This window comes from Acinetobacter sp. NIPH 1852 (assembly GCF_022549455.1).
Lineage (GTDB): Bacteria > Pseudomonadota > Gammaproteobacteria > Pseudomonadales > Moraxellaceae > Acinetobacter.
Map to the genome: position 1 here is coordinate 16,290 of NZ_JAKZGG010000018.1, position 26,649 is coordinate 42,938.

The following is a 26,649-nucleotide window of genomic DNA, read 5'->3' on the forward strand; positions in this document are numbered from 1 at the left end:
ACTGAAAATAACTTTTACACATCAAATACGCAATACTTAAAATAGCAGGATATACGTCTCATATCCTGCTATTTTCTATTGATTAGTTACTGATTTTAACTGGCTATAGCTGCTTGTATTTTTTGAATAGCATCTACAGTTTTTATCAAACTTTCTTCACTCAAATTAGGATGAACCAGAAACATTAAACTTGTTTCACCAAGTTGCTTTGCATTTTTCAAACGTTCAGCGGGTCGCCAAGGCGTATTATCAAAAGCATGTTCTAAATAAACCTCTGAACATGAACCGCTAAAGCACGGCACTTGTTGAGCATTGATTTCATGCATCACTCGATCACGCGACCACCCTTCAGGCAGCGCATCCAAATTTATCTGTACATAACATTTATAGTGCGCGTGTACATAGTTATCTGCTGGTCGATGTACCGTGAAGTACGGAGAGTTTTCAAATGCCTTGAATATTTTCTCTGCATTTTGGGTTCTATTTTTAGTCCATTCAAGCATTCGTGTTAATTGAATTCGACCAATCACGGCTTGCATTTCCATCATACGCCAGTTGGTTCCAAATGAATCATGTAACCAACGAAAACCTGGTGGGTGCTGTTTGTTATAAATACTGTCAAAGCTTTTGCCATGATCTTTATAAGACCACATTTTCTTCCAAAGACTTTTATCATTGGTGGTGACCATACCGCCTTCGCCCCCTGTCGTCATAATTTTATCTTGGCAAAATGACCAAGCTGAAATATGACCAATTGATCCAGCGGGTTTACCATTATATTGTGCGCCATGTGCTTGAGCACAATCTTCAATGACGTATAAACCTTTTTCTTCAGCAAGCTGCATAATCGGATCCATATCACACATCCAACCTGCCAAGTGCACACAAATAATGGCTTTGGTATTTGGTGTCAAAACGGCTTCGATAGTCCGTCTAGATATATTTTGAGAATCTAATTCAACATCCGCAAAAATTGGGTTTGCTCCTGCGGTCACGATCGAGCTTGCTGAAGCAAGGAAAGTTCGAGACGTTACGATTACATCGTCCCCTGCACCGATGTTTAGGGCTTTGAGCGCGACATCCAATGCAACAGTTCCATTCGCCAATGCCACAGCAAATTGTGTTCCTGAAAAGGTGGCAAACTCTTTCTCAAACTCACGGCATTCTTGCCCTGTCCAATAGTTTACTTTGTTTGAAAGCAATACTCTCGATACGGCATCGGCTTCTTGTTGAGTAAAACTCGGCCATGGTTCAAATGCTGTGTTTAACATGATTACCCTCTATGTTTTCCAATTAACATTTATATTTCAGCGATTGCCTGTTCGTGTTAAAAAAATGGATTTTTCTTAACACGCTCTTACCCTCATGTTAAAAAAAAGGGATTTTCTTAACATGTTCTTGCTCTCATGTTAAGAAAATGGGATTTTCTTAACATGTCACTTATTTTATTGAATCAAACATTATCCATCTTTGCGAGAAGAAGGTATTTTTTCTCCGACAGCTAAAAGTAGATTATATAAATCATCATTTAGATAATAGTTATCTTTACCAATCTTATGTTTTGATAATAAGCCAATCTCGACAATATCATCCAAATAGCGAGAAGCTGTTTGACGTGTCACCTGTAGCTCATTGACGACAAAATCAATTTTTGTATATGGATGACAAAACATATTATTGATCAAATCTTGACTATAAATCTTAGGCAATTGATCACGCAGCAAGATCTTATGATGTTGCATTAAATCTCGTATTTTAGACACTAAAATCGTTGTTTGACGTGAAGTCTGTTCAATTGCATCTAGCATAAAAAGTATCCACTCCTCCCATTTTCCATGATCCCGAACCTGTTGCAATAGATCATAGTAAACGACTTTATGAGTATTGATATAACGAGAAAGATAGAGAATGGGTAAACCAAGTAAACCTTGCTTTACGAGGAATAAAATATTAATAATCCGTCCTGTGCGCCCATTACCGTCATAGAAAGGATGAATACTCTCAAACTGATGATGAATAACAGCCATCTTCACGAGATCATCCCAGTCACAAAGTTCATCATCATTGATAAACTGCTCAAGATTACGCATGTATTGAATAATTGCATCAGAATGTTGAGGAGGTTCATAAACAATTTCTCCTGTTTTCTTATTCTTTAGCACTGTCCCAGCTTGTGTACGATAGCCTGCATTATTTTCTTCAATACATATCTGAATCTCTAAAATATGTCTTTCCGTCAACAGCCCTGTAGATAATACTTGTTCAAAACCATTTCTTAATGCTATTGCATAACTATGCACTTCTTTAGCCGCAAGACTAAGAAACTGCTGTGTTGAACTATCACTTTGGTATAGATCATCTTGCGTAGTAATAATATTTTCAATCGCGGAACTATCTTTTGCCTCTTGCAACGAAAGTGTATTCAATAAAATTGCCTGATTAGGAATACTCGCAACCACACCTTTCAGCTCAGCAAGTGCTTGATGTGCCTTGGCTGCTTTTTTCAATACAACCTTACTTTCAACATCCCCAATGTGAGGAAGCAAAGGAAAATGGCTCATATATTTCAAACCTAAGAATACTTATTTCTCTAAAATCCGTGCAGGATTGCCAACCACTGTTACACCAGGCGGAACACTCTTGGTGACCACAGCACCCATGCCCACAATCGCACCTTTTCCTATGACCAAAGGCTTGTCAGGTGCTCCCTGTTTAATCACCGCACCAGTACCAATATAAGCATGATCTTCAATATGGATATTGCCATTACATTTCACGCCGGGAGCAAAAGTGACATAGTCACCAATGACACAGTCATGCTCAATATAACTGTAGAGATTGGCGTGAAAACATTTACCAATCTTGATATTAGAAGTGATGGTTACAAACGGACTCAGGGCTGCACCTAGGGCAATCTCAATGTCATCCATACGTACGACATTATCTGCCTGAACCGTCCAGAGCTCAATTGCATCTTGTTCAAGTTTTATCGCTATTTTTTCACGGATCTGACTATTGGCAATCGCAATGAGAACTGTCTTTCTATCCGCCTTTAGATTTTTAAATGCTGCGTAATTTAAGGCTGTATGCCCATTAACCGTTATTTCTTCGATCAAGCTATCATCAATAAAATAGATTTCGGCATTTATATTCTGCCGCTGTAATTGCTGGCGAGCCACAGGCATCAAGCTTCGGCCACAACCTGAAGCACCATACACGGCATAGATTTCAATCATGAATTTTGTCCGTTTTTGTACCGGTAAATTTGGTCATGGTCGCTTCACCCTCGGCACTGATATCCTCTTTTGCTAAAACTTTATGTACGGTTTTAAACATGATTTTAAAGTCGAGCCAAGTGGATCGATTTTCCACATACCAGGTATCCAGCTTGAACTTCTCTTCCCAGCCTATGGCATTGCGGCCATTGACCTGTGCATGACCGGTCATACCCGGGCGCACGTCATGGCGTTTGGCCTGTTCAGGGCTGTAAAGCGGCAGGTATTCCATCAGCAATGGGCGTGGGCCAACAATGCTCATATCACCTTTAATCACATTCCATAGTTCCGGCATTTCATCCAGACTGGTGGAGCGCAGCATTTGACCAAAAGGCGTTAGACGTTCACTGTCCGGAAGTGGATTGCCCTGCTCATCCACCGCATCTTTCATAGTGCGGAACTTGATCATTTCAAAAGGCTTACCATGTAAACCAGGGCGTACTTGGCGAAACAAGACCGGAGAACCCAGATTTTTTCGTACTTTATAGGCCACGAAAGCATAGAGCGGTGAAAGCAGGATCAGGGCAATGGAAGCAATGATAATATCGAGTAAGCGTTTTAACATTTAGATTAAACCCATTTCTTGCAGCATATGTGCGTTTACCTGATGTACATCATACTTATGAAGTGCAATTTCTCGGGAGCGACTTCCCATTTTAGCGATAAGCTCTGGCTGAATAATCAGTTTTTCCATTGCTTTTACTAAACTTTCTACGGATTTTACTTCAACCAGAAATCCGTTATCGCCATCGGTAACAGTTTCACGACAACCAGGCGCATCGGTGGTAATAATTGCCCGACCCATTGCCATAGCTTCTAAAACTGTACGGGGTGTACCTTCACGATAGGACGGCAAGACATAAACTGAACTCTCTGCAATTGCAGGACGAACATCGGATAATTTCCCCCAGTAGTTTAATGTATTACTGGCTATCCACTGATCCAGTTCTTGCTGAGCAATGGCTGACGGATTTTCATCGATCCAGCCCACCAGATTAAACTCTACATGCGGATATTTATGTTTGATGATTTTTGCTGCTTCGGCATATTCATGGACGCCTTTATCTACCAGTAAACGTGCAATCAGTAAAAAGGATATTTTAATTTTTTGATCAGCCGTTACAGGCAAAGGCAATACATTAAAGTCGGCAACATTGACCCCGGAACCATTCACGACCACTGTAGGTATTTGAGCGTTTACAAGCTTTAAATCTTGAAAAAGCTTTAAGTCATCCGGGTTTTGGAAAAATGCCTTATGGCTGCGCGATAATGCCTGCTGGTATAAGCCATGAACTAGTTTTTGGAAAATACTACGCTTAGTCTGAGTTTCTACATTTTGAAATGCATAGCCTAAACCTGTAATTAAGGCATAGCGATGCGGTACTTTTGCCAGCCATGCAGCCAGTGTCCCATATATAACCGGCTTGATGGTATAAGATAGAATATAATCAGGTTTGATTTTTTTTATAAGCGTATACAGGCTCCCTAAGGCTTTTAAGTCTGCTACCGGGTTGGTTCCTGTACGCTGCATAGCAACTTCATGTACGTAATAACCTAAATCTAAGAGCTTTTCATGCTCGGTAGGGAAAGAAGGCAAATCAGGTGCAATAATATGGATTTCATAGCCCTGCTGATGGATCGCTTCGAGTAACTTTCCACGGAAGTTTAATACAGAAGGGAGGAAGCTAGAAATGATAATAAAATTCAATGCATTATACCTTCATATTTTTTTTAGTTTTAGATCCGATAATACTAAGCAATAAGAAGATAAATACTGGAACAAACATCCATTTTTGTCTCATAGCAATACCCAAATTAGCTGTAGTCATGGCTAAAACAGACAAACAAATAAAGAAATAAACCCATAAAAAAATTCGATTAGACTCTATTGAAGGAGTATTCCTACTAATAAAAGAGAATACACCCATAATTGTTAAAATCAGTAAAATAACATTATCTAATGAAGCTAAAAGTGCAAATATTGTAGAAGCTTCAAAAGGTAAAGGTCGAAATAAATAAGTTATCATTTGTGTAGGCAAGCTCATGGAGGTAAGGTCAAGACTACTTCCACCACTTAAATTACTATTCTGTCGCTTATCAACATAACTATCGACATCAGACAAATCATTTGCTTCAGATAGACCAATATAATTGAGCATAATTGGTAAAATAATAGCTGCACCTGATAATGAAAAAATACCAAAAAAGATTTTAGAATAAATATTGATACGCTTATCAAAAACTAAAGAAAAGATGAACGCAATTAAGATAACAACGGCAATATGGGGACGTACAATAAACATGCATATAATTGCAAAAAACAATAAAAATTTTCTATTTTTAAAATCAAGTGCAGCCCATAAAACTAGTCCTATACTCATAAAAGAAATGGCATCTTTTCCAAGTCCAGAGGTCCAAAAACTTACCGATGGTAAGAATACTAAAAGCCAGCCTAATAACTTTATAGTTCTTGTTTTATTCCAAATAGCCTGTCTTATTGCACCAGCAAATGCAAGTAAACCTATATATCCAATAAATCCATGAATAAGAAACTGATCAAGAAATCCTAAGCCTAGAAAATTATGAAGAAACCGCGTCAATAGTACAATAAAAGAAGTACCTAAATTTATTTCAACGAAAGGATCATTTAAAGCTCTAAAATAATATTTATTCGAATCTGCTCCAAAAGTTAATGCAAACCAAAAGTATAGCAAACCAAATATAGCATGCCATAAAAACAATGCTAAACTAACTTTAAAACTAATTTTAAAAAAATACCCCAACTTCAAAGACACAATAATAAAAAAAATAAATAAAATTGGAGGCCATATATAATTGTCTATTACTATAAAATCCATATTTATATCCCTACTTCTCTATATATTTTTTTAATAAAAATTTCAGAACTCCTATGAGATTTTATATATTCTTTATATCTAAGATGGTTTGATTGACTACAGTCAGCTAAACTATTTAAAGTGAATAAAATATCATCAACACTGTAACTTTTTGTCAGATATATATCTGGTAATTTCATAACACCAGGACTACATGGGGTAGAAATAATTTTTTTTGTACCTGATGCCATCATTTCTAATAAAACATTAGGAAATCCCTCTATTTCTGATGAAATCACACCAATTTCAGAAATAGAAAATATGGATAATGGGTTTGAAATTTTTCCCGTAAAAATAACACTTTCACTCAAATTATTCTTCTCAATAATTCTTTCATAATTAGAACGTTCAGGTCCATCTCCAATTAAGATAAGAACATAATTTTCTCTTTTTTCCATTTTTGAAAATGCTAATATTAAATTATCAAATTTCTTTAAGGGAATAAAACGACCACATCCAACTATGATTTTCTTTGATGAATTATAATTTATATTATAAGTTTCCTTCAATTTTAAATTGATATAATTAAGATTTACAGGATTATCTAATACTTTTATTTTTTTACATGGTACTTTTCCTAAGCTTTTAATTAGTTGTGATTGCATATAGTCAGTTTGATTAATTAAAAGATCTTGCTTTCCATACATAAACTTATATATAAATAAAAAAATATAACGCCAAATCCCAAAAAATCTATCAAAAATAACTGTTGACTCTCTCGAAATCAAATATTCTGTATTTAAAATTTTAATTTTTCTTAAAAAACTCAGAAGGCCATTAACGTGAGTATGAGAAGAAAAGGTAAGATGAATATCTTGCTCACGGCATATTTTATATATAAATTTTATGAAAGGAAATATAGATGTTTTTTCAGAGGGGTATTCTTTAAAATAGGGATAGAAGCTTTTATATTTTAAAACTTCATCCCATCCTGACTGTTTACCTCTTGACATGCAAACAAATATAACGACATGTCCGTCTTCAAGCAAACTTAACATTAAGTTAAACATAACACGCTCGGCCCCACCTAAAACAGCTGTAGGGCTAACAAATAAGTAACTTTTAATCTTTCTTTCCATCACACAACTCAATAGCTTTTATAACTTTATCATAATAGCTTTTACAGTTTTTTAATTCTTTTTCTGTTATTGCTCTGTTTCTTACTTTTTTTTCATAATCTTTATAACTGCAAATATATTTAGCAGGATTTCCTGCTACGACTGCATTTGATTCTATATTTTTTGTTACGATACTACCTGCACCAATAATCACATTACTACCTACTTTCACTCCAGGCATAATTATCGAGTTGACGCCTATAAACACATTATTTCCAATATCAATATTCTTATAATATTGATATCTATACCCATCTTTTTCATATAATCCTACACTACCGTCATGAGTAATCAATCTTACTCCAGAAGTAATAGTAACATTATTACCAATTTTTATTAAAAAAGGTTCCGATCCCCAGGATTTAATATAAATTCGACAATTTTTACCAATTGAAACACCTTTTTTTCTGGCATACCCAATACTACCTAAACGAATATACAAAAATAAATCAAAAATTATTTTAAATAAGTTTCTCATAACTTCATCCTTCTTGAAGGAATCTTAAAATTTATATAAATAATATTTAATATTGTAAAAATCATACTTACCAACGCAAACATCTTTATACTAAATACTGAATCTTTATAACTCAATGATATTAATATAGTCAAAAACCTTAAAATACCAAGTATAATTTCCGAAATAAGCAAGTCTTTCTGTAAATTATTACTTAATGCCAAGCAAGTCATTGGGACTTTAATTATATCTAAACTAAAACATAAAACTAACCATCCCGCAAATAATCCAGCTACCCCCCACTCTAACCCAAATAAAAAAACAAATATATTCTCTAAATAAAAAACCCCTCCTATTACCATAGGTATAATAAATAAAATCAAAAGAATAGTGTGAGTATTACAAATTTTTTTCTTTTCAATTATATTTATTTTTTTATTAGAAAATATTGGATGTAATACTTGTCGATATGCACCTCCAATCAATGCTATCGGTGCTAATAAAATTCGGTAAGCTAACCAATATTGACCTGCAACGGCAATCCCAAACGATGCCCCTAACATAAGAGGCACTGAGTTTAAACTTGCAGATGCAATAAACCCTTGTGGCATACTATAGAGTGGAAAGTCTTTATATTTCTTTAAAACAAAACTTATCTTTTTATTGCTTAATATACTATTACCTTTTTTATTATCTAAACTCATATATTCTTTTAAAAATAAAGCTAACGAGCCTATACCTCCTATCAATACTCCAAATATGAGGCCGAAATTTGTTATGGTTCCTAATATTATTTGGGTAAATCCAGTTAATAAAGATCTAAAAATGCTATTTCGTGCATTTAGTGAATGTCTGTTTCTGTAACTTTGCCAATAATTGAATATATCTATTAAAACATTTGCCAATGAAATTAAAAAAATAAAGATTACTATAATTAAAGTATATGAATTATCAAATATAATATTACTTACAATAAGAACGATAGAAGATAAAAAACATAGTAGAATCGAAAAAAATATGGAAGTTTTTAGTATTATATTAGCTTCATTTATATTATTGCTTTGTGCAATAGCTAAATTTAGTCTTAAATGAGCAAAAACAGCTATAATACTACTAGCTGCTAACACGATACCTAATACTCCAAATGACTTTGGAGTATATAGGCGAGTTAAAATAGGAGAGATGCCAAAAGTAAATAATTGAGCTAATGCAGTCCCTCCAATTAAAAAACCAATATTTTTCTTAATTGACATGGCTTTATTTCAAAAACTTTGTATACCAAGGCATTGCTTGATCAATTCCTTGCGCAATTACAAATTCTGGGCTATATCCCAGTAAACTTTTAATCTTTTCAATACTAGCTTGAGAATGTCGAACATCGCCAGCACGAAAATCACGATATACAGGCTCTTTCGTATATGTCACACCATTTTCATTTAACGCAGCTTTAATGGCATTAAATAAATCATTTAGAGTCGTACGGTCGCCCACTGCCACATTATAAACCTGATTTTTAGCTTCATCATTTTGCGTAGCGGCTGCCAGAACATTGGCCTGAACCGTGTTTTCAATAAAACAGAAATCACGACTGGTTTCACCATCACCATTAATGAAAACATCATCACCAGCAATCATGGCCGCAGTCCACTTTGGAATCACTGCTGCATAAGCACCATTCGGGTCTTGCCGCTGACCAAATACATTAAAATAACGCAACCCTATCGTTTTAAACCCATAAGTACGCGCAAATACATCTGCATAGAGTTCATTGACATACTTCGTCACCGCATAAGGTGAAAGCGGATTACCAATATTTTCTTCCACTTTTGGCAAAGCTGGATGATCACCGTAAGTCGAACTACTTGCTGCATAAGTGAAGCTTTTCACTTGTGCATCACGAGCAGCAACGAGCATATTTAGAAAACCTGTAATATTTGCTGCATTCGTTGTAATTGGATCAGCAATAGAGCGCGGAACTGAACCTAAAGCAGCTTGATGCAACACATAATCCACATTTGTACAAGCCTTTTGGCAGTCTTCAATACTACGAATATCGCCTTGGATAAATGCAAATCTTGACCATTGCTCAGCACTAACTAAGCCTTGTACTTCGTCTAAGTTATACTGATGGCCTGTTGCAAAGTTATCTAAACCAACTACTTTTTGATCTAATTTTAATAGTGTCTCTAATAAATTTGAGCCAATAAAACCCGCAACTCCCGTAATTAACCATGTTTTTGGAGATTGTTTTAACTGCTCACATACTGTTTGATATTGGCTCATTCTTGTTTCCTTATAACTTATAAACGGATATCCGATTCTGCTTGGGATAAAACATATTTCAAGTCGTATAAAACATGATTGTTTTTACCTAAAGCACGGATAGCAGCAGCGCCCATTTCTTTAAACTGCTCATGCGCAACTGCTAAAATCACAGCATCATAAGTATTTTCTTCAACTGACTGAACTGGTGTAATCCCGTATTCATGCTCAGCTTCTGCACGATCAACCCACGGATCATACACATCGACCTGTGTCTGGTATTCTTTTAACTCAGTCACGATATCGATAATTTTTGTATTACGAATATCTGGACAGTTTTCTTTAAAACTCAAACCTAAGATGAGGACTTTTGCTCCTTCTACCTGTATTTTCTTTTTTATCATTCCTTTGACTAACTGGGTTACAACATAAGCTCCCATATTGTCATTTAAACGACGACCAGCAAGAATAATTTCAGGGTGATAACCAATTGCTTGAGCTTTATGGGTTAGGTAGTATGGATCAACCCCAATACAGTGCCCGCCTACTAAACCTGGGCGGAATGGTAAGAAGTTCCATTTAGTTCCAGCAGCCTCAAGTACTGCTTCGGTATCAATACCCATCTTGTTAAAGATCACAGCCAATTCATTGATCAATGCAATATTGACATCACGCTGCGTGTTTTCAATCACCTTAGCCGCTTCAGCCACCTTAATACTCGGTGCTTTATGTGTTCCAGCCTCAATAACCAAGTTATAAACCTGATCAACAAAGTCAGCTATTTCTGCCGTAGAACCAGATGTAATTTTTAAAATATTGGTGACACGATGTAGTTTATCGCCCGGATTGATTCGCTCAGGACTATAACCTGCAAAAAAGTCCTGATTAAATTTCAGGCCAGACACTTGTTCTAACACTGGAATACAGGTTTCTTCGGTCGCACCTGGATAAACAGTAGACTCATAGACTACGATATCGTCTTTTTTTAGCACTTTACCGATACTGGTTGAAGCTTTAATTAAAGGTGTTAAATCAGGCTGTTTATAATCATCAATCGGTGTAGGCACGGTGACAATAAAAAAATTACAGTCTTTTAAATCATCTAGATTTGCCGTATAAGTCAAATGCTCTGCTTGTTTTAGTTCGTCAGACGAAACTTCTAAAGTATGATCATGCCCGCTCTTAAGTTCATCTACACGTTTTTGATGGATATCAAAACCAACAACTGGAACTTTTTTCCCAAACTCCACGGCTAGTGGTAATCCGACATAGCCTAAACCAATAATTGCTATTTTTAATTCGGCAAGTGTTAGCATAAATAAAGCCTTATTCCTTACAATTTTTTGCTGTGTATATAACAGTCGTGAATATTTGCGCGTACTATATCAGAATATTTATAACAGCCACATTGCAATTGTATGAATGTGTTAACAAGCTGTGTACTGGTTCACATTTTAGTCGAAAGCTCACTTATGTGGATTTCTTTTTAGAAATACTAAACATACAAAGCCGATAGATTTCGCAATGCTTTTTTGCTACTTTTCAGCTAGAATTGGACAAATTCTGGGCCTCAAGACGAATCCGTTTTTGGCAACTGATATTAATTAGATATAAATAATCCAAGGGTCGTGTGTGAAGTACTATCAGCTTTTTTCTATTCTTACCATTAGTATTGCTGCTGCAAGTTGTGCTGTTACCTCAGGTTTGCAAACGCATGACATTCCAACTGAAGGGGTCTATACCACCGATCTTGGAACAACTGTGAATGTCATCAAAATTGAGCAAGAAAACTTAGCTGCGGTACAGCCAGCACAAGTTGACTATCAACACGACTACAAAGCGCTATTTCAAAAACAACAACAAGTGTATCGCTTGAGTTCAGGTGATGTACTGTCGATTCAGCTCTGGGCATATCCTGAAATTACTGGCAACACTGCTGATCTTAAAGCAAGTGGTTACCCGATTGATGCGAGCGGTTATATTCAACTTCCCTTAGTCGGACGCTATAAAGCTGCTGGGAAAAGCTTGGCTCAACTGAATACAGAGCTGAGAAGCCAGTTCACACGTTATTTAAAAAACCCAGATGTTATTGTTCGTGTTTTGTCCTATCAAGGGCAACGTTATTCAGTTCAAGGTAGCGTGCTCAAAGGTGGACAGTTCTATTTAAATGACCAACCTACCAGTATTTACACGGCTCTCGGTATGGCAGGTGGTATCAATGATAAAGGGGCGAATACCTATATTCAGCTGATTCGCAATGGCCAAACCTACGACCTCAACACCATTGAGCTTGAAAAATCTGGCTATTCACTGCACAAGCTTTTAGTTCAGCCCAATGACACCATTTATGTCAGCACTCGGGAAAATCAAAAGGTTTATGTGATGGGTGAATCAGGTAAAAACCAAGCCTTACCGATGCGTGATCAAGGCATGACCCTCAGTGATGCCTTAGGTGAAAGTTTAGGGATCAATCCTAATTCTGCCAGCGCCAGCCGTATCTATGTATTGAGAAGCAATCCAAATGATCGTAGTACCGCGCTCTATCATATGAACCTGATGAGCTTGGGTGATTTTGGCTTGGCCAACCAATTTAAGTTACATAGCAATGATATTGTGTATGTTGATGCAACAGGTTTGACACGCTGGCAACGTGTCATCAATCAAGTCATTCCTTTCTCCAACGCCTTATATAATATTGATCGTTTGGGGAACTGATGCAGATTAAAAGTATTTTGGTGATTTGTGTGGGAAATATCTGTCGCAGCCCGATGGCAGAGTATTTGCTGAAACAAGCTCATCCCCAGCTCGATATTGAGTCTGCTGGTATCGCTGGTCTGACTGGCCATCCAGCGGATGAAAAAGCGCAATACTGTATGCGCACACTCAATATTGACATGAGTGCACATATCGCCAAAAAACTCACCACAGAGCATCTTAAAAAAGCGGATTTGGTGTTGGTGATGAGCCAAAATCAGCAAAAACATATTGAGCAGACCTGGCCCTTTGCTAAAGGTAAAGTCTTCCGCCTCGGACATTGGCAAAATAAAAATGTGTCTGATCCCTATCAACACGATCAAGCTTTTTTTGATAGTACATGCCAGCTGATTCAGCAGTGTGTGACTGATTGGAAAAATTACATTTAACTTTTAGATTTAAGATTATGAGCCAAAATACCAATACTGAAGATACAATTGACCTAAAAGAACTGTTCTTCTCCTTGCTCGCGCAATGGAAGCTTATTGCGCTATGCGTCATCCTGAGTCTTGTATGTGCATTATTGTATTTGCGCACGACACCAAATACATACGCAGTTGATGCCCTAGTACAGGTTGAAAACAGCAAAGGTGCTTCTGCTGCGCTGTTGGGTGATCTTTCACAAATGATCGATCAAAAGTCTCCTGCTCAATCTGAGATCGAAATCTTAAAATCACGCTTAGTGTTAGGTTCAGTGATTGAAGCATTGCACCTTGACCTCAGTATTTCCAGTGTCGAAGATACTTTTGCTCAGCGTTTACTCAGCAAACCCAGTTATGCCACAGAGTACTTACCCAAAGCGGTCATTTTCCGTGACGCTGAAAAAGCACTTGAATTTCGTCAGTTTGAGGTGCCACAAAACTTCCTCGATAAAACGCTACGTTTAAAGTTAAACGAAGGAAAACTCCAATTAATCGATAGCAAAACCGATGAAATCCTATTAACAGCACCGTTAAATCAGCTTAATCAACTGTCAAATCGTTATGGTGTATGGAAAATCAACATCGCCACAAAAGACCAATTCAATACAGATTATGAGATCCTAAAACGATCTTTACCAACTGCTGTTAGCGCCATCAGTGCAAATTATTCTGTTGCTGAAAAAGGCAAGTTGACTGGTATATTGGGTCTTAGTTATCAAGGCCAAGACAAAGAACACATTACCAAAGTACTCAATGCAATCCTATCTGCTTATAGCGCACAAAATGTGGCACGCAAATCTGCAGAAACTGCACAAACACTTAAATTTCTCGATGAACAACTTCCAGAGCTGAAACAACAACTTGACGTGGCTGAGCGCGAATTCAATAAATTCCGCCAACAATATAATACTGTTGATGTCACCAAAGAGTCTGAGTTATACCTGACGCAAAGTATTACTTTAGAAACCAAGAAAATTGAATTACAGCAGCAACAGGCGGATATCGCTGCCAAATACACTGCTGAACACCCTGCGATGCGTGAGATTAATGCTCAGATTACCGCATTAAATAAAATGATTGGTGAACTGAACAACACCTTAAAACAATTGCCAGATTTACAAAGACGATATTTGCAGCTGTATCGTGAAGTGGAAGTTAAAACGCAGCTCTATACGGCTCTTTTAAACTCTTACCAGCAGTTAAGAATCGCAAAAGCCGGTGAGATCGGTAATGTCCGTATTGTCGATACTGCGGTTGAGCCCGTCGAACCAATTAAACCAAAGAAACTTCAAATCCTTATTCTTGCTATTTTCCTAGGTGGCTTCCTTGGTACTTTAATTGCCCTACTACGCAATATGTTACGTATGGGAATTAAGGATTCAAGCCAAATTGAGCGCGAGCTTGATCTACCTGTCTATGCAACGGTTCCCCACTCTCCTATTCAAGAAACGCGCATGAGTATTCTGAAGAAGAAGAAGAGTATTCCTATTCTTGCAGTCAAAAACAGTGATGATATTGCGATTGAAAGCTTACGTAGTATTCGTACCGCGATCCATTTTGCACTGAGTAATGAAAAAAATAATATTATTATGATCGCAGGCCCATCACCTGAGGTTGGTAAGTCTTTTATTTCCACCAACCTTGCAACCATCTTTGCCCAAAGCAATAAAAAGGTTTTATTGATTGATGCGGATCTACGTCGTGGTTATTTGCATAAGTACTTTAATTTAGACGTAAAACCAGGCTTATCTGAGTTGCTGAGTAGTCAAGCTGAGCTAGGTCAAGTGATTCATGAAACTGAAGTCGCGGGCTTAAGTATGATTACTCGAGGGAAAAACCCAACCAATCCTTCTGAGATTTTTGGTTCTGAGCAATTTAAAGCTTTACTCGAAAAACTCAGTTCCGAATATGATCATATCATTATTGATACGCCGCCTATTTTGGCAGTGACTGATGGGATTATCATTTCGCAATATGTTGGCGTCAATTTGTTGGTTGCTCGTTATGCTAAATCACAAATGAAAGAGCTTGAACTGAGCTTAAATCGCTTTGAGCAGGCTGGCGTTAAAGTGAATGGCTTTATTCTCAATGATATTCAACGTGCAAGTGCTGGATATGGCTATGGATATAACTATGCGTATGCTTACAAAGCACAGAAAGATGATTAATTAAGCTGCAAACATGAGCTAAAAAGCCAGATCGTATGATCTGGCTTTTTTATACTTATTTTGAAAATATAACAAAACTGAATAAACATAAACCCTATAAAAAATACACGCATTTTTCAGATCAGTTATTCAATGCTGAAGCGTAGACATGCTAAGATCAGTGCCATATTTTTTACTAAAATCTCACCTTTGGACATCTCATGAGTAAAGCTTTACCTGTTATTGTCGCAGCCGTTTTAGGCGGAGCAGCCCTTATACCGATTTATTATGCAACTCAACACCCTACCACTGAACTTGGCGTAAAAGCAGACAAAAATGCAGGGCCAGGCGCAAAAATCAGTTATGCTTTAGGTTATGAAGTTGCGAAACAAACGCCACCAGAATTAGAAACAGCTGCTTTCATCACTGGTTTCCGCGATGGCCATGCAGAAAAACCTGCTGCCTACACCGAGGAAGAACTACAAGCTGCTTATGTAGAATTCCAAAAAGAATTACAGCAAAAACAAATTGAAGCAACCCAGAAAGCAGAAGCAACAGGTAACTCCTTCTTAGCTGAAAATGCGAAAAAAGAAGGTGTGAAAACCACAGCCTCTGGGTTGCAATATAAAATTATTACAGCAGGAACAGGTAAACAACCAACGGCTGCGTCTGTGGTCAAAGTTCATTATAAAGGTCAATTGACCGATGGCACTGTGTTTGATAGTTCATATGACCGTGGTGAACCAATCGAATTCCCGCTCAATCAAGTTATACCTGGCTGGACTGAAGGCTTACAATTAATGAAAGAAGGCGGTAAGGCAACACTTTATATTCCTGCCAACTTAGGTTACGGCGAACAAGGTGTGCCTGGTTCTATTCCACCGAATAGTACTTTGGTTTTTGATGTCGAACTCATCGCAGTAAAATAACGGATATAGGGAGAGCATGTGCTCTCCCTTATTTTTGCAAAAGCACTTTGGAAGAAATAATGAAAAAATTAAGTCTTATTTTAATGACATCCGTGATGGGTACTGCTTATGCAGCACCGATTACTTTAAAAAGCCCACAACAAGAGCAGTTGGGTTATAGTTACGGTTATTTGATGGGTAAAGGCAATGCCAACACCCTGAAAGATTTGGATATTAATGCATTCGTGCAAGGCTTGAAAGAAGCGACACAGGGAAAAGCAGCATCTTTGACTGATGAAGACATGGCAAATGTGCTTAATCAATATAAAAAACGTATAGAAGCAAAGCAACTGGTTGAATTTCAAGAGATCGCTCAAAAGAATGATCAAACAGGAAAAGCCTTTCTCGCTGAAAATGCGAAAAAGGCCAATATTGTAACCACCAGATCAGGTTTACAGTACCAAGCCCTTCAAGCGGGCAAAGGTAAATCACCGAGAGCGAGCTCTACGGTTAAAGTCAATTATGAAGGGCGGTTACTTGATGGGACCGTGTTTGATAGTTCGATCGCACGCAACCATCCTGTCGAGTTTCAACTGAATCAAGTCATCGCAGGTTGGACTGAAGGCGTTCAAACCATGAAGGTAGGTGGTAAAAGCCGTTTCTATATCCCAGCCAATCTCGCCTATGGTGAGGTGGGTGCTGGTGATGGAATTGGGCCAAATAGCACCCTAATTTTTGATATTGAATTACTAGAAATAAAATAATTTAAAATCCCCTTCGAGCTGCGACATCCGCAGTTCAAAGGGGGCAACGCTCAAATTCAATGCTTTAAATGCCTCGGTCTAAATCCTGTTAGCAATAATCCGACCACATACGCCACAACACCAAGCACACACAAACCAGCAACTTCAGCCACACGTAGCCATTGAGAAATCTCACCTTGATACCACGTAAGGCCATACCATAACGCGATAATCATAATGAGATTGGCCACTGCAAACTGGAATGCCAGTTTTTTCCAATGCGCGCCAAAGCGATAGATATTGCGTTTGTGTAAATAGAAATAAAGTAGACCTGCATTGACCAACGCTGAACCTGAAGAGGCCATCGCCAGCGCCATATGCTCTGCTTGCCAACCATTCAACTTAAAGATACCAATAAATATCACGTTTAAAATCGCATTGGTCGCCACGGCGATTAACCCGACCCGTACTGGTGTTTTGGTGTCTTGCTGGGCATAGAAACCTGGGGCAAACACCTTAATCAACATAAACGAGATCACACCAGCACTCATACACTGCAAGGCCAAAGCAGTCATTTGTGTATCTTCTAAAGTAAATTCACCACGTTGAAACAGCGCTTGAATAATCGGTGTGGACAGCATAAATAAAGCAATACTGGCTGGAATCCCTACCAACATGATGATCTTAGCCGCCCAATCCAACATCCCTCGAAACTTACTTTGATCTTGTTCAGCATGGCGTGCTGAAAGTGATGGCAGGATCACCGTCCCGATCGCAACCCCAATCAATCCCAGTGGTAGTTCAGTCATACGTTCTGCACTGTATAGCCATGACACTGAACCATCCTGCATAAAGGATGCCCAGATCGTATTCAGCAATAAGTTAATTTGCGTGACGGATACACCAAATAATGCAGGCAGCATCAGCTTTAAAATACGATTCACACCCTCATGTTTAAAATCAACTTTAGGTGGTATCAGTAAATTTTTCTTCCATAGCTCAGGAATTTGAATGGCCAGTTGCAAAACACCAGCGACCACCACGGCCCATCCAAGCGCCATGATCGGTTCTGCCATATAGGGAGTTAACCACCACGCTCCTGCAATCATGGCAATATTCAACAATACTGGGGCAAATGCAGGTGAAGCAAATGAACCATAACTATTTAGAATACTGCTGGCAAAAGCCGTCAGTGACATAAACATCAGATAAGGGATAGTTAGACGAAACAGGTCAACAGCAAGGTTAAACTTCTCAGTATCGCTATGGAAACCGGGCGCATAGATATAAATAATCACAGGTGCAGCAACCATCGCCACAAAAGTGAGCAGTGTCATTGCCGTCATTAAGCAGCCAAAAACACGACTAATCAGAATTTGAACTTCTGCATGGGTGCGACTGGTTTTATATTCCGTCAGAACAGGAATAAAGGCTTGAGAAAATGCCCCTTCAGCAAACAAACGCCGAAAAAAGTTGGGAATACGAAAGGCAACCACAAAGGTATCAAAATCTTTGCCCGCTCCAAATACATTCAACAGCACGATATCACGTACCAATCCCAGAACTCGGGATAACATCGTCATTGCACTGACAATTACTGTCGATCGCCACAATGCCATCGCACTCACCTACGGCTTATCTTTCAAAAGCGTTATTGTAATGAAAGTAAAAATAGATTTCGTTGTGAAATCATAAATTCGATCATGTTTTTTTAGAGCTTGCCTGAATCGCTAGCAAACGACGGAACAACGACCAATCAAAGTGTAAACCCGGATCTGTTTTACGTTTAGGTGCAATATCAGAATGGCCTGCAAGATGATTTTGGATTTTGGGATAAGCTTGACGTAATATCTGCACCACCTCGACCAGTGACTGATACTGTTGTGGTTCAAACGGCAAATCATCACTACCCTCTAGCTCAATGCCAATCGAATAATCATTGCATTCTGGTTGGGCTAAATAACTAGAACGACCTGCATGCCAAGACCGATCATTAAAATTGACAAATTGAATCACTTCGCCTGTGCGTAAAATCAGCAGATGCGCTGAAACTTGCATACCTTCGATGGTTTGAAAATAAGGATGTACCGACCAATCCAGCTGATTCTGAAAGAATTGTTGAATATAACCCCCACCAAATTGAGATGGCGGCAAGCTAATATTGTGAATCACGATCAGCTGAATGTCCGTCTCTGCAGGACGCGAATTAAAGTTAGGTGAAGCAATTTGCGTTGCACCTTGTAATATTCCATCTCGAACTTGAGCAAATCTAGATTGCGGCATTGTCACTCGAATCAGCAATTTAATATTAATATTTCCCATTCTGACATGCTTTATTCGCAATAATCGAGATCAAATACTTATTTTTTACGAGGACGATGCTAATATAATGCACACGTTTTTTGGTCAGAATATACTGGAAATGCTATGAGTATTCCTCAATCTTTGCTTGAACAATCTATTCAAATCAATATTCAACAAGCATTACAAGAAGATATTGGGGACGGCGACATTACCGCCATGCTTTCACCTGCGGATGAACAAGCTACAGCCACCATTATCACGCGTGAGGATATGGTTCTGGCAGGTCAACCTTGGGTTAACGCTTTAATTCAGGCTTTTGACAGCTCAGTACAAATCACGTGGTTAAAACAAGAAGGCGATGTGGTTACGGCTAATGAAGCTTTTTTAAAACTTGCTGGTTCGGCACGTAGTTTGTTAACGGTGGAGCGCCCAGCTTTAAACTTTGTACAAACTCTTTCCGCTGTGGCGACCAAAACAGCCAGCTACGTGAAACAGCTCGATGGTCTACACACCAAATTGCTTGATACCCGTAAAACACTTCCGGGTTTACGTATCGCGCAGAAATATGCCGTTGCCGTGGGTGGTGGTCAAAATCATCGTCTTGGTTTATTTGATGCCTTTTTGATTAAAGAAAATCACATTATGGCGGCTGGTGGTATTGTTCAAGCGATTGCTCAAGCGCATCAGATTGCACCTGGAAAACCTGTCGAAGTTGAAGTTGAAACGTGGGATGAACTTAATCAAGCACTGGAAGCAGGTGCTGATATTGTGATGTTGGATAATTTCAGCCAACAACAAATGATTGATGCAGTGAAGCATGTTGCGGGGCGTTGTAAATTAGAAGCCTCTGGCAATATCACCATTGAAAATTTGCGTGAAGTTGCCAGCACTGGCGTGGATTACATTTCGATGGGTGTTTTAACCAAAGATGTTCGCGCTGTGGATTTATCTATGCGTTTTAATGCTTAAACCTGTTGGTCTTTTTGCTGCTGAGTCGATTGTGGCGAATCCAGTGCTTGAGATTCGGTCTCTTGCCATGCTGATTTCGCTTCAGTCGATTGGCTAGATCGTGGGTCAATCGCCATTAAAATAAAAGTGACGGCGGTGAGAAATATTAAAAAAACTTGTAACATCATTATCTCTTTTCTTGCAGTGTCCTCAATATAGCAAAGCAAAATGGGGCAAATTCGCATGCTCTGTTACAGTATGCAAAGGCTCAGTGTGCTTATGTTTAAGATATGAGCCATCTCCACTTTCGTTTTTACACTCGCAAGCATATAATCTAAACAACTAAATTTATTAAAATAAAAAATGAATTAAACGATATGGATAGTATTTTTGAAACCGTATTTCACATCATTTTTAAAATTGTCCGATTCATCTTTATCGACATCATCATCAGGGCTTTTGTTGAACTTATTGTTGAGAGATTATTCCGTACTACGGGGTATTTTATTGTTCATTTTTATCGTCATCATAAGCGCATAAGTTTTGATAGCGATGAAGTGTGTATAGTTGGTTTCCTCACTTGGCTATTGATTATTTTACTTTGTGTTTACTGGTTCTTTTTTCGTTAGCTTTCAGCATAAGCAGCCTAGCATCCGCCTAGACTGCTTATTTCAAACCAATATAAAGCGCTTATGATTGAATAAAGCCCATATATGGATCAGAAATAGAATCTTCATTGGTTTCAATGCGCCCAGCAAAACGACGGCGATAACTTGGTTCGTTTTGAATGCTGACCGTAAAATCATACCATCCACCAAACTCAGACATATCCCAACTCAGCTCTGTTTCACTCGCCGCAGTTTCGATTTGCCATGTTTTATTGGGTAAATAAGCATTGGCTGTCACAACCAACTGCGCTGTTTGGGCTGCATCATTTCGCACTTTCAAGAAAAGCTTGGAATCGCACTCCTCCATACACACGCGAATTTCTGGAAGTGCTTCTAACTGCGTGGCTTGTATCAAGTTCCCAGCAAAACTGCGATGGAAACCATTCGGTCCCAACACCCATAGATCATATTGATGATCTTTAGTCTGCCAGATATCATCGAGTTGCTTCCCTGCTTCCACCATGTAACGGCGTGGGATCGCGTCTAAATTCAATTTATCATAAACATGGAATACTGCGGCCTGTGCTCCTGTATTGGAGAATATTAATTTAACAGTTTTCGTGAACACATCGACTTTGGCACTGCTATGCAAAATATACGGCAATGCACGTGATGGTCGTATTCCCATGTCTTGAACAGGATAAGTTTGGCTTAAAGGACGACTGACCTGTGCCAAGCGTTCCTGAGCTTTACGAATCGCATCAACTTCTGCTTTTGTTTTCTTACCAGCTAAATCAGGCAAAGGTAAAAGATTTGGCGTTTTAAAGTTAAATGCTGAGCTTAAGTCCCCACACACCGCACGACGATACGGACTAATATTAGGTTCTTGTACATCAAAACATTGTTCCAAGAAACGAATCACCGAAGAATGGTCAAATACTTGTGAGTTGACCCAGCCACCACGACTCCATGGGGAAATAATGTACATCGGTACTCGAACACCTGGGCCGTAGACCCCCACGCCATTACTCACTTTTGGATCAGTAAAGTTTGGCTGTCCTGCTGAAGCTTTAGCATGCGTGGCATACTCATAGGACATCTGCTCTGGGCTTAAAGTGGATTTGCCATGTACTGCACCTGAAGCATCCATTGAGGGTGCGCTTGGTGAAGGTATATGATCAAAGAAACCATCATTCTCATCAAAATTGATTAAGAAAACTGTCTGACTCCATACTTCTGGATGCTCAGTTAACGCATTTAACGTTTCTTGGATATACCACGCTCCTTGAACTGGGCTAGACGGTCCAGGATGTTCGCTATAGGTTGCTGGTGCAATTAACCAACTTACTTGGGGTAACTGTCCATTGGCAATATCTTCTTTAAACGAACCCAAAAAACCACCATCTGGCATGGTATTGGCGATCCCTTTATACAAAGGCTGAGTGGCATCAATAGCCGGATCATAGGCTGGGCAAATGGTAATATTATTCACAGGTTTACCTGATAACACATTGGCACGACGGTATTGTTTAAAACCAGCCAAGGGATTGTCGGTAAAATTATCAGGCATGTTTTGATAGACCTTCCACGTTACACCCGCCTGTTGTAAGCGTTCAGGATAGGTGGTCCAGTCATAGCCGACGGTGGATGGCCCGATTGAGTCCAAATCATTGACTACACTGGCAACGTTGGCGCCTGTTGGGCCATTGGTTCCTGTCCAGATAAACATACGGTTTGAGTTGGTTCCTGTATGCATGGCACAGTGATATGCATCACATAGGGTAAAAGCATTGGCTAATGCGAATTGGAATTCAACTTCTTGTTGCTTGTAATAGCCCATCGATTGCGGCTGCTTATATTGCACCCAATTGCCCATCCGTCCATGATCCCAAGCATACTGACCATCTGTCCATGAATGTGGTGTGCCACTCACCCGCTGTGCATTGCCACGGCTACTGTCTAAATGATAAGGATAAACTTTATTTTTATTGGCATCATATTGTTCCCACACTGTACGACCTTGGCTTAAAGGAATGGTAAAACGATCACCAAAACCACGTACCCCTTTTAACGTCCCAAAATAATTGTCAAAAGAACGATTTTCTTGGGTCAAGATCACCACATGTTTAACGTCTTTAATGGTTCCTGTCTCGACCTTGGCATCAATTGCGAGGGCTTTTTGAATACTCATTGGGAAACTGGCAAGTGCGGCGGTACCAAATAATGCTTTGGTTGAATTTAATAAAAAGTCACGACGGTTCATTGATTATTTCCTTATTGTTATTATTTAGGGTGCACAGTGAATAGTACAGTCTGAAGTCGGCGGTTTTGGATTTGGCGTGGTATTGTTGTTATCGCCATTATCATTTTCATTACAAGCACTTAATAAGAAAATACTACTGGTGAGTAAAGCTAAGAAGGTATTTCGCATTTTACTATCCGTTAAAATATTCGTGCAGATAGTCAATACAATATAAATGACAATTCGATGATTGTTTGATAGCAATTCAATGACAGAAAAAATAGGCAAAAAAAAAGGCGGTCTAAAATTTACAGACCGCCCGCACTATCAACTGGAGCTTACCAACCGAGTGCTTGCTGTTGCTTCAGAATCAATTCCGCGATTCCTTTTTCAGCAACCTCTAACATGGCATTACACTGTTGGCGAGTAAACGGTTTATCTTCTGCCGTTCCTTGAATCTCAATAAATTCGCCCGCCTGTGTCATCACCACATTTAAATCGGTTTGGCAATTTGAATCTTCTTCGTAGCACAAGTCGAGGTGAACTTCGTCTTGATACATCCCCACCGAGATGGCTGCCACTAAACCTTTTAACGGGTCATGTTTAATCTTTTTATTACTCAACAGCACATTCATGGCATCAACCAATGCCACGGCTGCTCCTGTAATCGCTGCGGTACGCGTACCACCATCCGCTTGGATCACATCGCAGTCAATGTTAATGGTATTTTCACCAAGTTTTTTAAGGTCAACCATCGCTCTGAGGCTACGACCAATCAGACGTTGGATTTCCTGTGTCCGACCTGACTGCTTACCACGGGCTGCTTCACGATCACTACGGGTATGGGTTGAGCGCGGTAACATGCCGTATTCAGCCGTGACCCAACCTTGTCCTTTCCCTTTTAAAAAGCGTGGAACCGAATTGTCGATACTTGCAGTACACAATACTTTGGTATGACCAAACTCAACCAGAACTGAACCTTCTGCGTAACGGGTATAATTACGGGTAATTTTTACCTCACGTAATTGGTCTAATGCTCTTTGGTCAATACGCATAACGATTCCTTAAAACGATGGCACAAATATAATTGCCCCATAGTATATCTCAATTACACGCACTTTCCCTTTTACTTATTGGTGACGAGCACCGCTTTATGGCTCAAACGATGCTCTATCTTGATTAAGCAGCTTTACCAAACATGCCTTTCACCGCAGCAGTAAAGGTACGTTTGGTTGCCACCAAACGATCTACCACATTGTCAGGCAAAGAGTGCACCGCCAGACGTTTATAGACACTCACAATCTGAGATCCAAAAGGAGCGGTATTGTATTGTTGACCATACTCTGCACAGACTTCACGTACTTTAGGTGCCATCTCGATATAACGGTTGGCAGGCACATCAGGGAACAAATGATGTTCGATTTGATGGCTCAAGTTACCGCTCAAGAAATGCATGATTTTACCGCCAGTAAAGTTGGCTGAACCACGAATCTGACGTAAGTACCATTCTGCTTTGGTTTCATTATCAATGTTGTCAGTGATAATTTCAGAGTCTTCTGTGAAATGACCACAATAAATCACAGTCGATGCCCAGTAGTTACGGATCAAGTTGGCAAAAAAGTTACCAGCCAATACGGGCAAGAACATTGGGCCAGCAATCAGTGGGAATAACACATAATCTTTACCAAACTGACGTAGCATTTTTTTACGTAGATTTTTAGATTCTACATATACTTCTTTCCAGGTTTTAGTGCCATCAAACAACACTTTTTCCATCTCTAGACGTTGCAAAGCCAATAGCCATTCAAAACCCGTCGATAAAAACAATCCCATTGGCACGTTGAACAAAAAGCGTGGTTCCCACTCTTGCTCACGGCTCATGCGCATCACACCATAACCGCTGATGTCATGATCCATGCCATACACATTGGTATAGGTATGGTGCTTATAGTTATGAGTATATTTCCAGTCTTCACCGGTACACACCGTATCCCAGTCATAGGTTGCACCGTTAAGCGATGGATCGTTTAACCAATCAAACTGACCGTGCATCACGTTATGGCCCAATTCCATGTTTTCGACGATCTTAGACACACCCAACATCGCTGTACCAAGTAACCAAACAGGTGGAATCCAGCCACCGAACATCAACATGCCACGTGATGCAATTTCGGTGTAGCGTACAAAGTTACGTACTTTATAGATATAATCAGAATCTTCTTTGCCAATTTTAGCCATGGTTTCAGTACGGATGGCATCAATCTTACGGCCAAACTCTTGTACTTCTTCTGGTGTTAATGCACGACTTGTGTTACTGCCAAATTTGATTGGAGGAATCGTTTTAGTCGGATTTACTGTCATCATGTTCATAATATTATACTCTATCTGGTCAATATGAATTAAAGGTCAATCTCAACGGGACTCACTGCTTCACTCACACACAATTTGATTTGCACATTGTTTTGGTTATCGATTTCACCTGTAAGTTGATTTTTCACTGCACCACTGATCTTGGTACAAACACAGGTATTACAAATCCCCATACGGCAACCAAAAGATGGTTTCAAACCCGCAGCTTCAGCACTGGCCAACAGGTTGCCACGGCCTTCAAACTCTTGCATACTGCGACGGAAATTGACTGGTTGGATTTGAGCATCCACATCCATCGTCACTGGCAAGAAGCTTTCTTGCGTTAAACGGTCTAACCAACCACGTTTCGTCCAGATTTGACGCGTCGCTTTCATCAAACCTGGAGCAGCACACACATAGGTTTGACGTTGAACAGCATCGGCACACAAACGGTCCAAAGTTTCTTCATCAAAATAAGCAGGTTGTTCAGCACTATCGACAATAATGTGTAGGTTAAAGTGCGCATATTCTGCTGCCAGTGTTTCCAATTCAGTACGAAACGCTGGATCACGTGAGTAATAAATCAACGTCACAGGTTGATTTGAACGGGCTAATGCCTCTTTCGCAATCGGAATAATCGGCGTAATACCACTACCCGCAGATACCAAAAGAATCGGTTGTTTACCTTCTTCTGTATCAAAGTCTTTTAGCGTAAATTCGCCCATCGCCTGAGTAATTTCAATCACATCACCAGCACGTGCGCTGTTAGCTAAATAGTTAGATACACAACCTTGTTTTTTGATACCTAACACCAATTTGTCGTGACTTGGTGAACTCACCAAGCTATACGCTCGTTGATGCTGCACACCATCAATACGAACCGTCACCATCACAAATTGACCAGGCTGATAGGTTGTAAATTTATTGTTACTGCTTAAGGTGACCTTGATCATTTCATCTGCAATAGGCTCAATCGCTTCGATTTTTGCCATAATGCGGCGCAAAGTCCACATCGGGTTAACCTTTGCAAGGATAAAATCAACGAAATCTTCTCTAACCCAATGTGGCTGATAGCTTAACTGTGCGCTCATAAGTTCCTCGTTTTGTATCTGGCTATTTATATTGAGTGAACAACTGTTCGTATAGTGAACATGTGTACACTATATTTATTTGTGTTCACTGAGTCAACACTTGTTCACTAATTTTTTGATTATT

At 39.1% G+C, this 26,649-nt stretch carries 25 protein-coding genes; 6 read left to right on the forward strand and 19 right to left on the reverse strand.

The annotated features are described in order from the left end of the window. Positions 1 to 95: 95 nt before the first annotated feature. The 11 genes from MMO38_RS13275 to tviB form a co-directional block, all read right to left on the reverse strand. Positions 96 to 1,271: a DegT/DnrJ/EryC1/StrS aminotransferase family protein gene (locus MMO38_RS13275; protein WP_241323840.1), complete on the reverse strand. Its 1,176-nt coding sequence runs from the start codon at positions 1,269 to 1,271 to the stop codon at positions 96 to 98. Between the two features lie 189 nt (positions 1,272 to 1,460). Continuing rightward, complete coding sequence (locus MMO38_RS13280; RefSeq protein ID WP_241323841.1) at positions 1,461 to 2,561, reverse strand: Fic family protein; 1,101 nt, start codon at positions 2,559 to 2,561, stop codon at positions 1,461 to 1,463. 21 nt (positions 2,562 to 2,582) lie between these two features. Beyond that, positions 2,583 to 3,236 (reverse strand): NeuD/PglB/VioB family sugar acetyltransferase, encoded by a 654-nt coding sequence (locus MMO38_RS13285; protein ID WP_241323842.1) that lies wholly within the window; start codon positions 3,234 to 3,236, stop codon positions 2,583 to 2,585. Then, complete coding sequence (locus tag MMO38_RS13290; RefSeq protein WP_241323843.1) at positions 3,229 to 3,840, reverse strand: sugar transferase; 612 nt, start codon at positions 3,838 to 3,840, stop codon at positions 3,229 to 3,231. Before MMO38_RS13290 ends, MMO38_RS13285 begins: the two co-directional genes overlap by 8 nt. Next, positions 3,841 to 4,983 carry a glycosyltransferase family 4 protein gene (locus MMO38_RS13295; protein WP_241323844.1) on the reverse strand — a complete coding sequence of 381 codons (1,143 nt, stop codon included), beginning with the start codon at positions 4,981 to 4,983 and terminating at the stop codon, positions 3,841 to 3,843. Positions 4,984 to 4,987: 4 nt separating this feature from the next. Next, positions 4,988 to 6,133, reverse strand: a complete 1,146-nt coding sequence (locus MMO38_RS13300; protein WP_241323845.1) for a hypothetical protein — start codon at positions 6,131 to 6,133, stop codon at positions 4,988 to 4,990. A 2-nt stretch (positions 6,134 to 6,135) separates the two neighbouring features. Then, the gene (locus tag MMO38_RS13305) at positions 6,136 to 7,251 is read right to left on the reverse strand and encodes a glycosyltransferase (RefSeq protein ID WP_241323846.1); all 1,116 of its coding nucleotides are present in this window, start codon (positions 7,249 to 7,251) and stop codon (positions 6,136 to 6,138) included. After that, entirely contained in the window at positions 7,235 to 7,768 is a 534-nt protein-coding gene (locus MMO38_RS13310) for an acyltransferase (protein WP_241323847.1), read from the reverse strand. Before MMO38_RS13310 ends, MMO38_RS13305 begins: the two co-directional genes overlap by 17 nt. Next, positions 7,765 to 9,000, reverse strand: coding sequence for an oligosaccharide flippase family protein (locus MMO38_RS13315; protein ID WP_241323848.1), 1,236 nt, complete (start codon positions 8,998 to 9,000; stop codon positions 7,765 to 7,767). Before MMO38_RS13315 ends, MMO38_RS13310 begins: the two co-directional genes overlap by 4 nt. A 4-nt stretch (positions 9,001 to 9,004) precedes the next feature. Further along, a complete protein-coding gene (locus tag MMO38_RS13320) occupies positions 9,005 to 10,030 on the reverse strand; it encodes an NAD-dependent epimerase/dehydratase family protein (protein ID WP_241323849.1) in 1,026 nt (341 codons plus the stop codon). Positions 10,031 to 10,047: 17 nt separating this feature from the next. Beyond that, the gene (gene tviB, locus MMO38_RS13325) at positions 10,048 to 11,325 is read right to left on the reverse strand and encodes a Vi polysaccharide biosynthesis UDP-N-acetylglucosamine C-6 dehydrogenase TviB (RefSeq protein ID WP_241323850.1); all 1,278 of its coding nucleotides are present in this window, start codon (positions 11,323 to 11,325) and stop codon (positions 10,048 to 10,050) included. Between the two features lie 316 nt (positions 11,326 to 11,641). Here tviB and MMO38_RS13330 point away from each other — a divergent pair, with 316 nt between their 5' ends. The 5 genes from MMO38_RS13330 (at position 11,642) to MMO38_RS13350 (ending at position 17,004) form a co-directional block, all read left to right on the forward strand. Next, entirely contained in the window at positions 11,642 to 12,724 is a 1,083-nt protein-coding gene (locus MMO38_RS13330) for a polysaccharide biosynthesis/export family protein (protein WP_241323851.1), read from the forward strand. Next, entirely contained in the window at positions 12,724 to 13,152 is a 429-nt protein-coding gene (locus MMO38_RS13335; RefSeq protein ID WP_241323852.1) for a low molecular weight phosphotyrosine protein phosphatase, read from the forward strand. Before MMO38_RS13330 ends, MMO38_RS13335 begins: the two co-directional genes overlap by 1 nt. Positions 13,153 to 13,169: 17 nt before the next feature. Beyond that, positions 13,170 to 15,353: a polysaccharide biosynthesis tyrosine autokinase gene (locus MMO38_RS13340; RefSeq protein WP_241323853.1), complete on the forward strand. Its 2,184-nt coding sequence runs from the start codon at positions 13,170 to 13,172 to the stop codon at positions 15,351 to 15,353. A 200-nt stretch (positions 15,354 to 15,553) separates the two neighbouring features. Beyond that, positions 15,554 to 16,261 (forward strand): FKBP-type peptidyl-prolyl cis-trans isomerase, encoded by a 708-nt coding sequence (locus MMO38_RS13345; RefSeq protein ID WP_241323854.1) that lies wholly within the window; start codon positions 15,554 to 15,556, stop codon positions 16,259 to 16,261. 59 nt (positions 16,262 to 16,320) lie between these two features. Further along, on the forward strand, positions 16,321 to 17,004 hold the full coding sequence (locus MMO38_RS13350; protein WP_241323855.1) for an FKBP-type peptidyl-prolyl cis-trans isomerase: 684 nt from the start codon (positions 16,321 to 16,323) through the stop codon (positions 17,002 to 17,004). A 56-nt stretch (positions 17,005 to 17,060) separates the two neighbouring features. Here the strand turns inward: MMO38_RS13350 and murJ are convergent, their stop codons facing one another. Both murJ and ampD read right to left on the reverse strand, forming a co-directional pair. Continuing rightward, the gene (gene murJ, locus MMO38_RS13355; protein WP_241323856.1) at positions 17,061 to 18,611 is read right to left on the reverse strand and encodes a murein biosynthesis integral membrane protein MurJ; all 1,551 of its coding nucleotides are present in this window, start codon (positions 18,609 to 18,611) and stop codon (positions 17,061 to 17,063) included. A gap of 73 nt (positions 18,612 to 18,684) precedes the next feature. Further along, on the reverse strand, positions 18,685 to 19,266 hold the full coding sequence (ampD, locus tag MMO38_RS13360; RefSeq protein WP_004667937.1) for a 1,6-anhydro-N-acetylmuramyl-L-alanine amidase AmpD: 582 nt from the start codon (positions 19,264 to 19,266) through the stop codon (positions 18,685 to 18,687). Between the two features lie 144 nt (positions 19,267 to 19,410). Here ampD and nadC point away from each other — a divergent pair, with 144 nt between their 5' ends. Continuing rightward, positions 19,411 to 20,256 (forward strand): carboxylating nicotinate-nucleotide diphosphorylase, encoded by an 846-nt coding sequence (gene nadC, locus MMO38_RS13365; RefSeq protein ID WP_004667934.1) that lies wholly within the window; start codon positions 19,411 to 19,413, stop codon positions 20,254 to 20,256. Here nadC and MMO38_RS13370 read toward each other — a convergent pair. The 6 genes from MMO38_RS13370 to MMO38_RS13395 form a co-directional block, all read right to left on the reverse strand. Then, the gene (locus MMO38_RS13370; protein ID WP_155757132.1) at positions 20,253 to 20,423 is read right to left on the reverse strand and encodes a hypothetical protein; all 171 of its coding nucleotides are present in this window, start codon (positions 20,421 to 20,423) and stop codon (positions 20,253 to 20,255) included. The genes nadC and MMO38_RS13370 overlap by 4 nt on opposite strands. Before the next feature lie 502 nt (positions 20,424 to 20,925). Further along, positions 20,926 to 23,106: a phospholipase C, phosphocholine-specific gene (locus tag MMO38_RS13375; RefSeq protein ID WP_241323857.1), complete on the reverse strand. Its 2,181-nt coding sequence runs from the start codon at positions 23,104 to 23,106 to the stop codon at positions 20,926 to 20,928. A 24-nt stretch (positions 23,107 to 23,130) separates the two neighbouring features. Beyond that, entirely contained in the window at positions 23,131 to 23,274 is a 144-nt protein-coding gene (locus MMO38_RS13380; protein WP_004667931.1) for a hypothetical protein, read from the reverse strand. A gap of 149 nt (positions 23,275 to 23,423) precedes the next feature. Continuing rightward, entirely contained in the window at positions 23,424 to 24,140 is a 717-nt protein-coding gene (gene rph / locus MMO38_RS13385; RefSeq protein ID WP_241323858.1) for a ribonuclease PH, read from the reverse strand. A gap of 124 nt (positions 24,141 to 24,264) precedes the next feature. Further along, a complete protein-coding gene (locus MMO38_RS13390; RefSeq protein ID WP_241323859.1) occupies positions 24,265 to 25,455 on the reverse strand; it encodes an acyl-CoA desaturase in 1,191 nt (396 codons plus the stop codon). A 29-nt stretch (positions 25,456 to 25,484) separates the two neighbouring features. After that, complete coding sequence (locus tag MMO38_RS13395; RefSeq protein ID WP_241323860.1) at positions 25,485 to 26,525, reverse strand: ferredoxin reductase; 1,041 nt, start codon at positions 26,523 to 26,525, stop codon at positions 25,485 to 25,487. Positions 26,526 to 26,649: the final 124 nt, after the last annotated feature.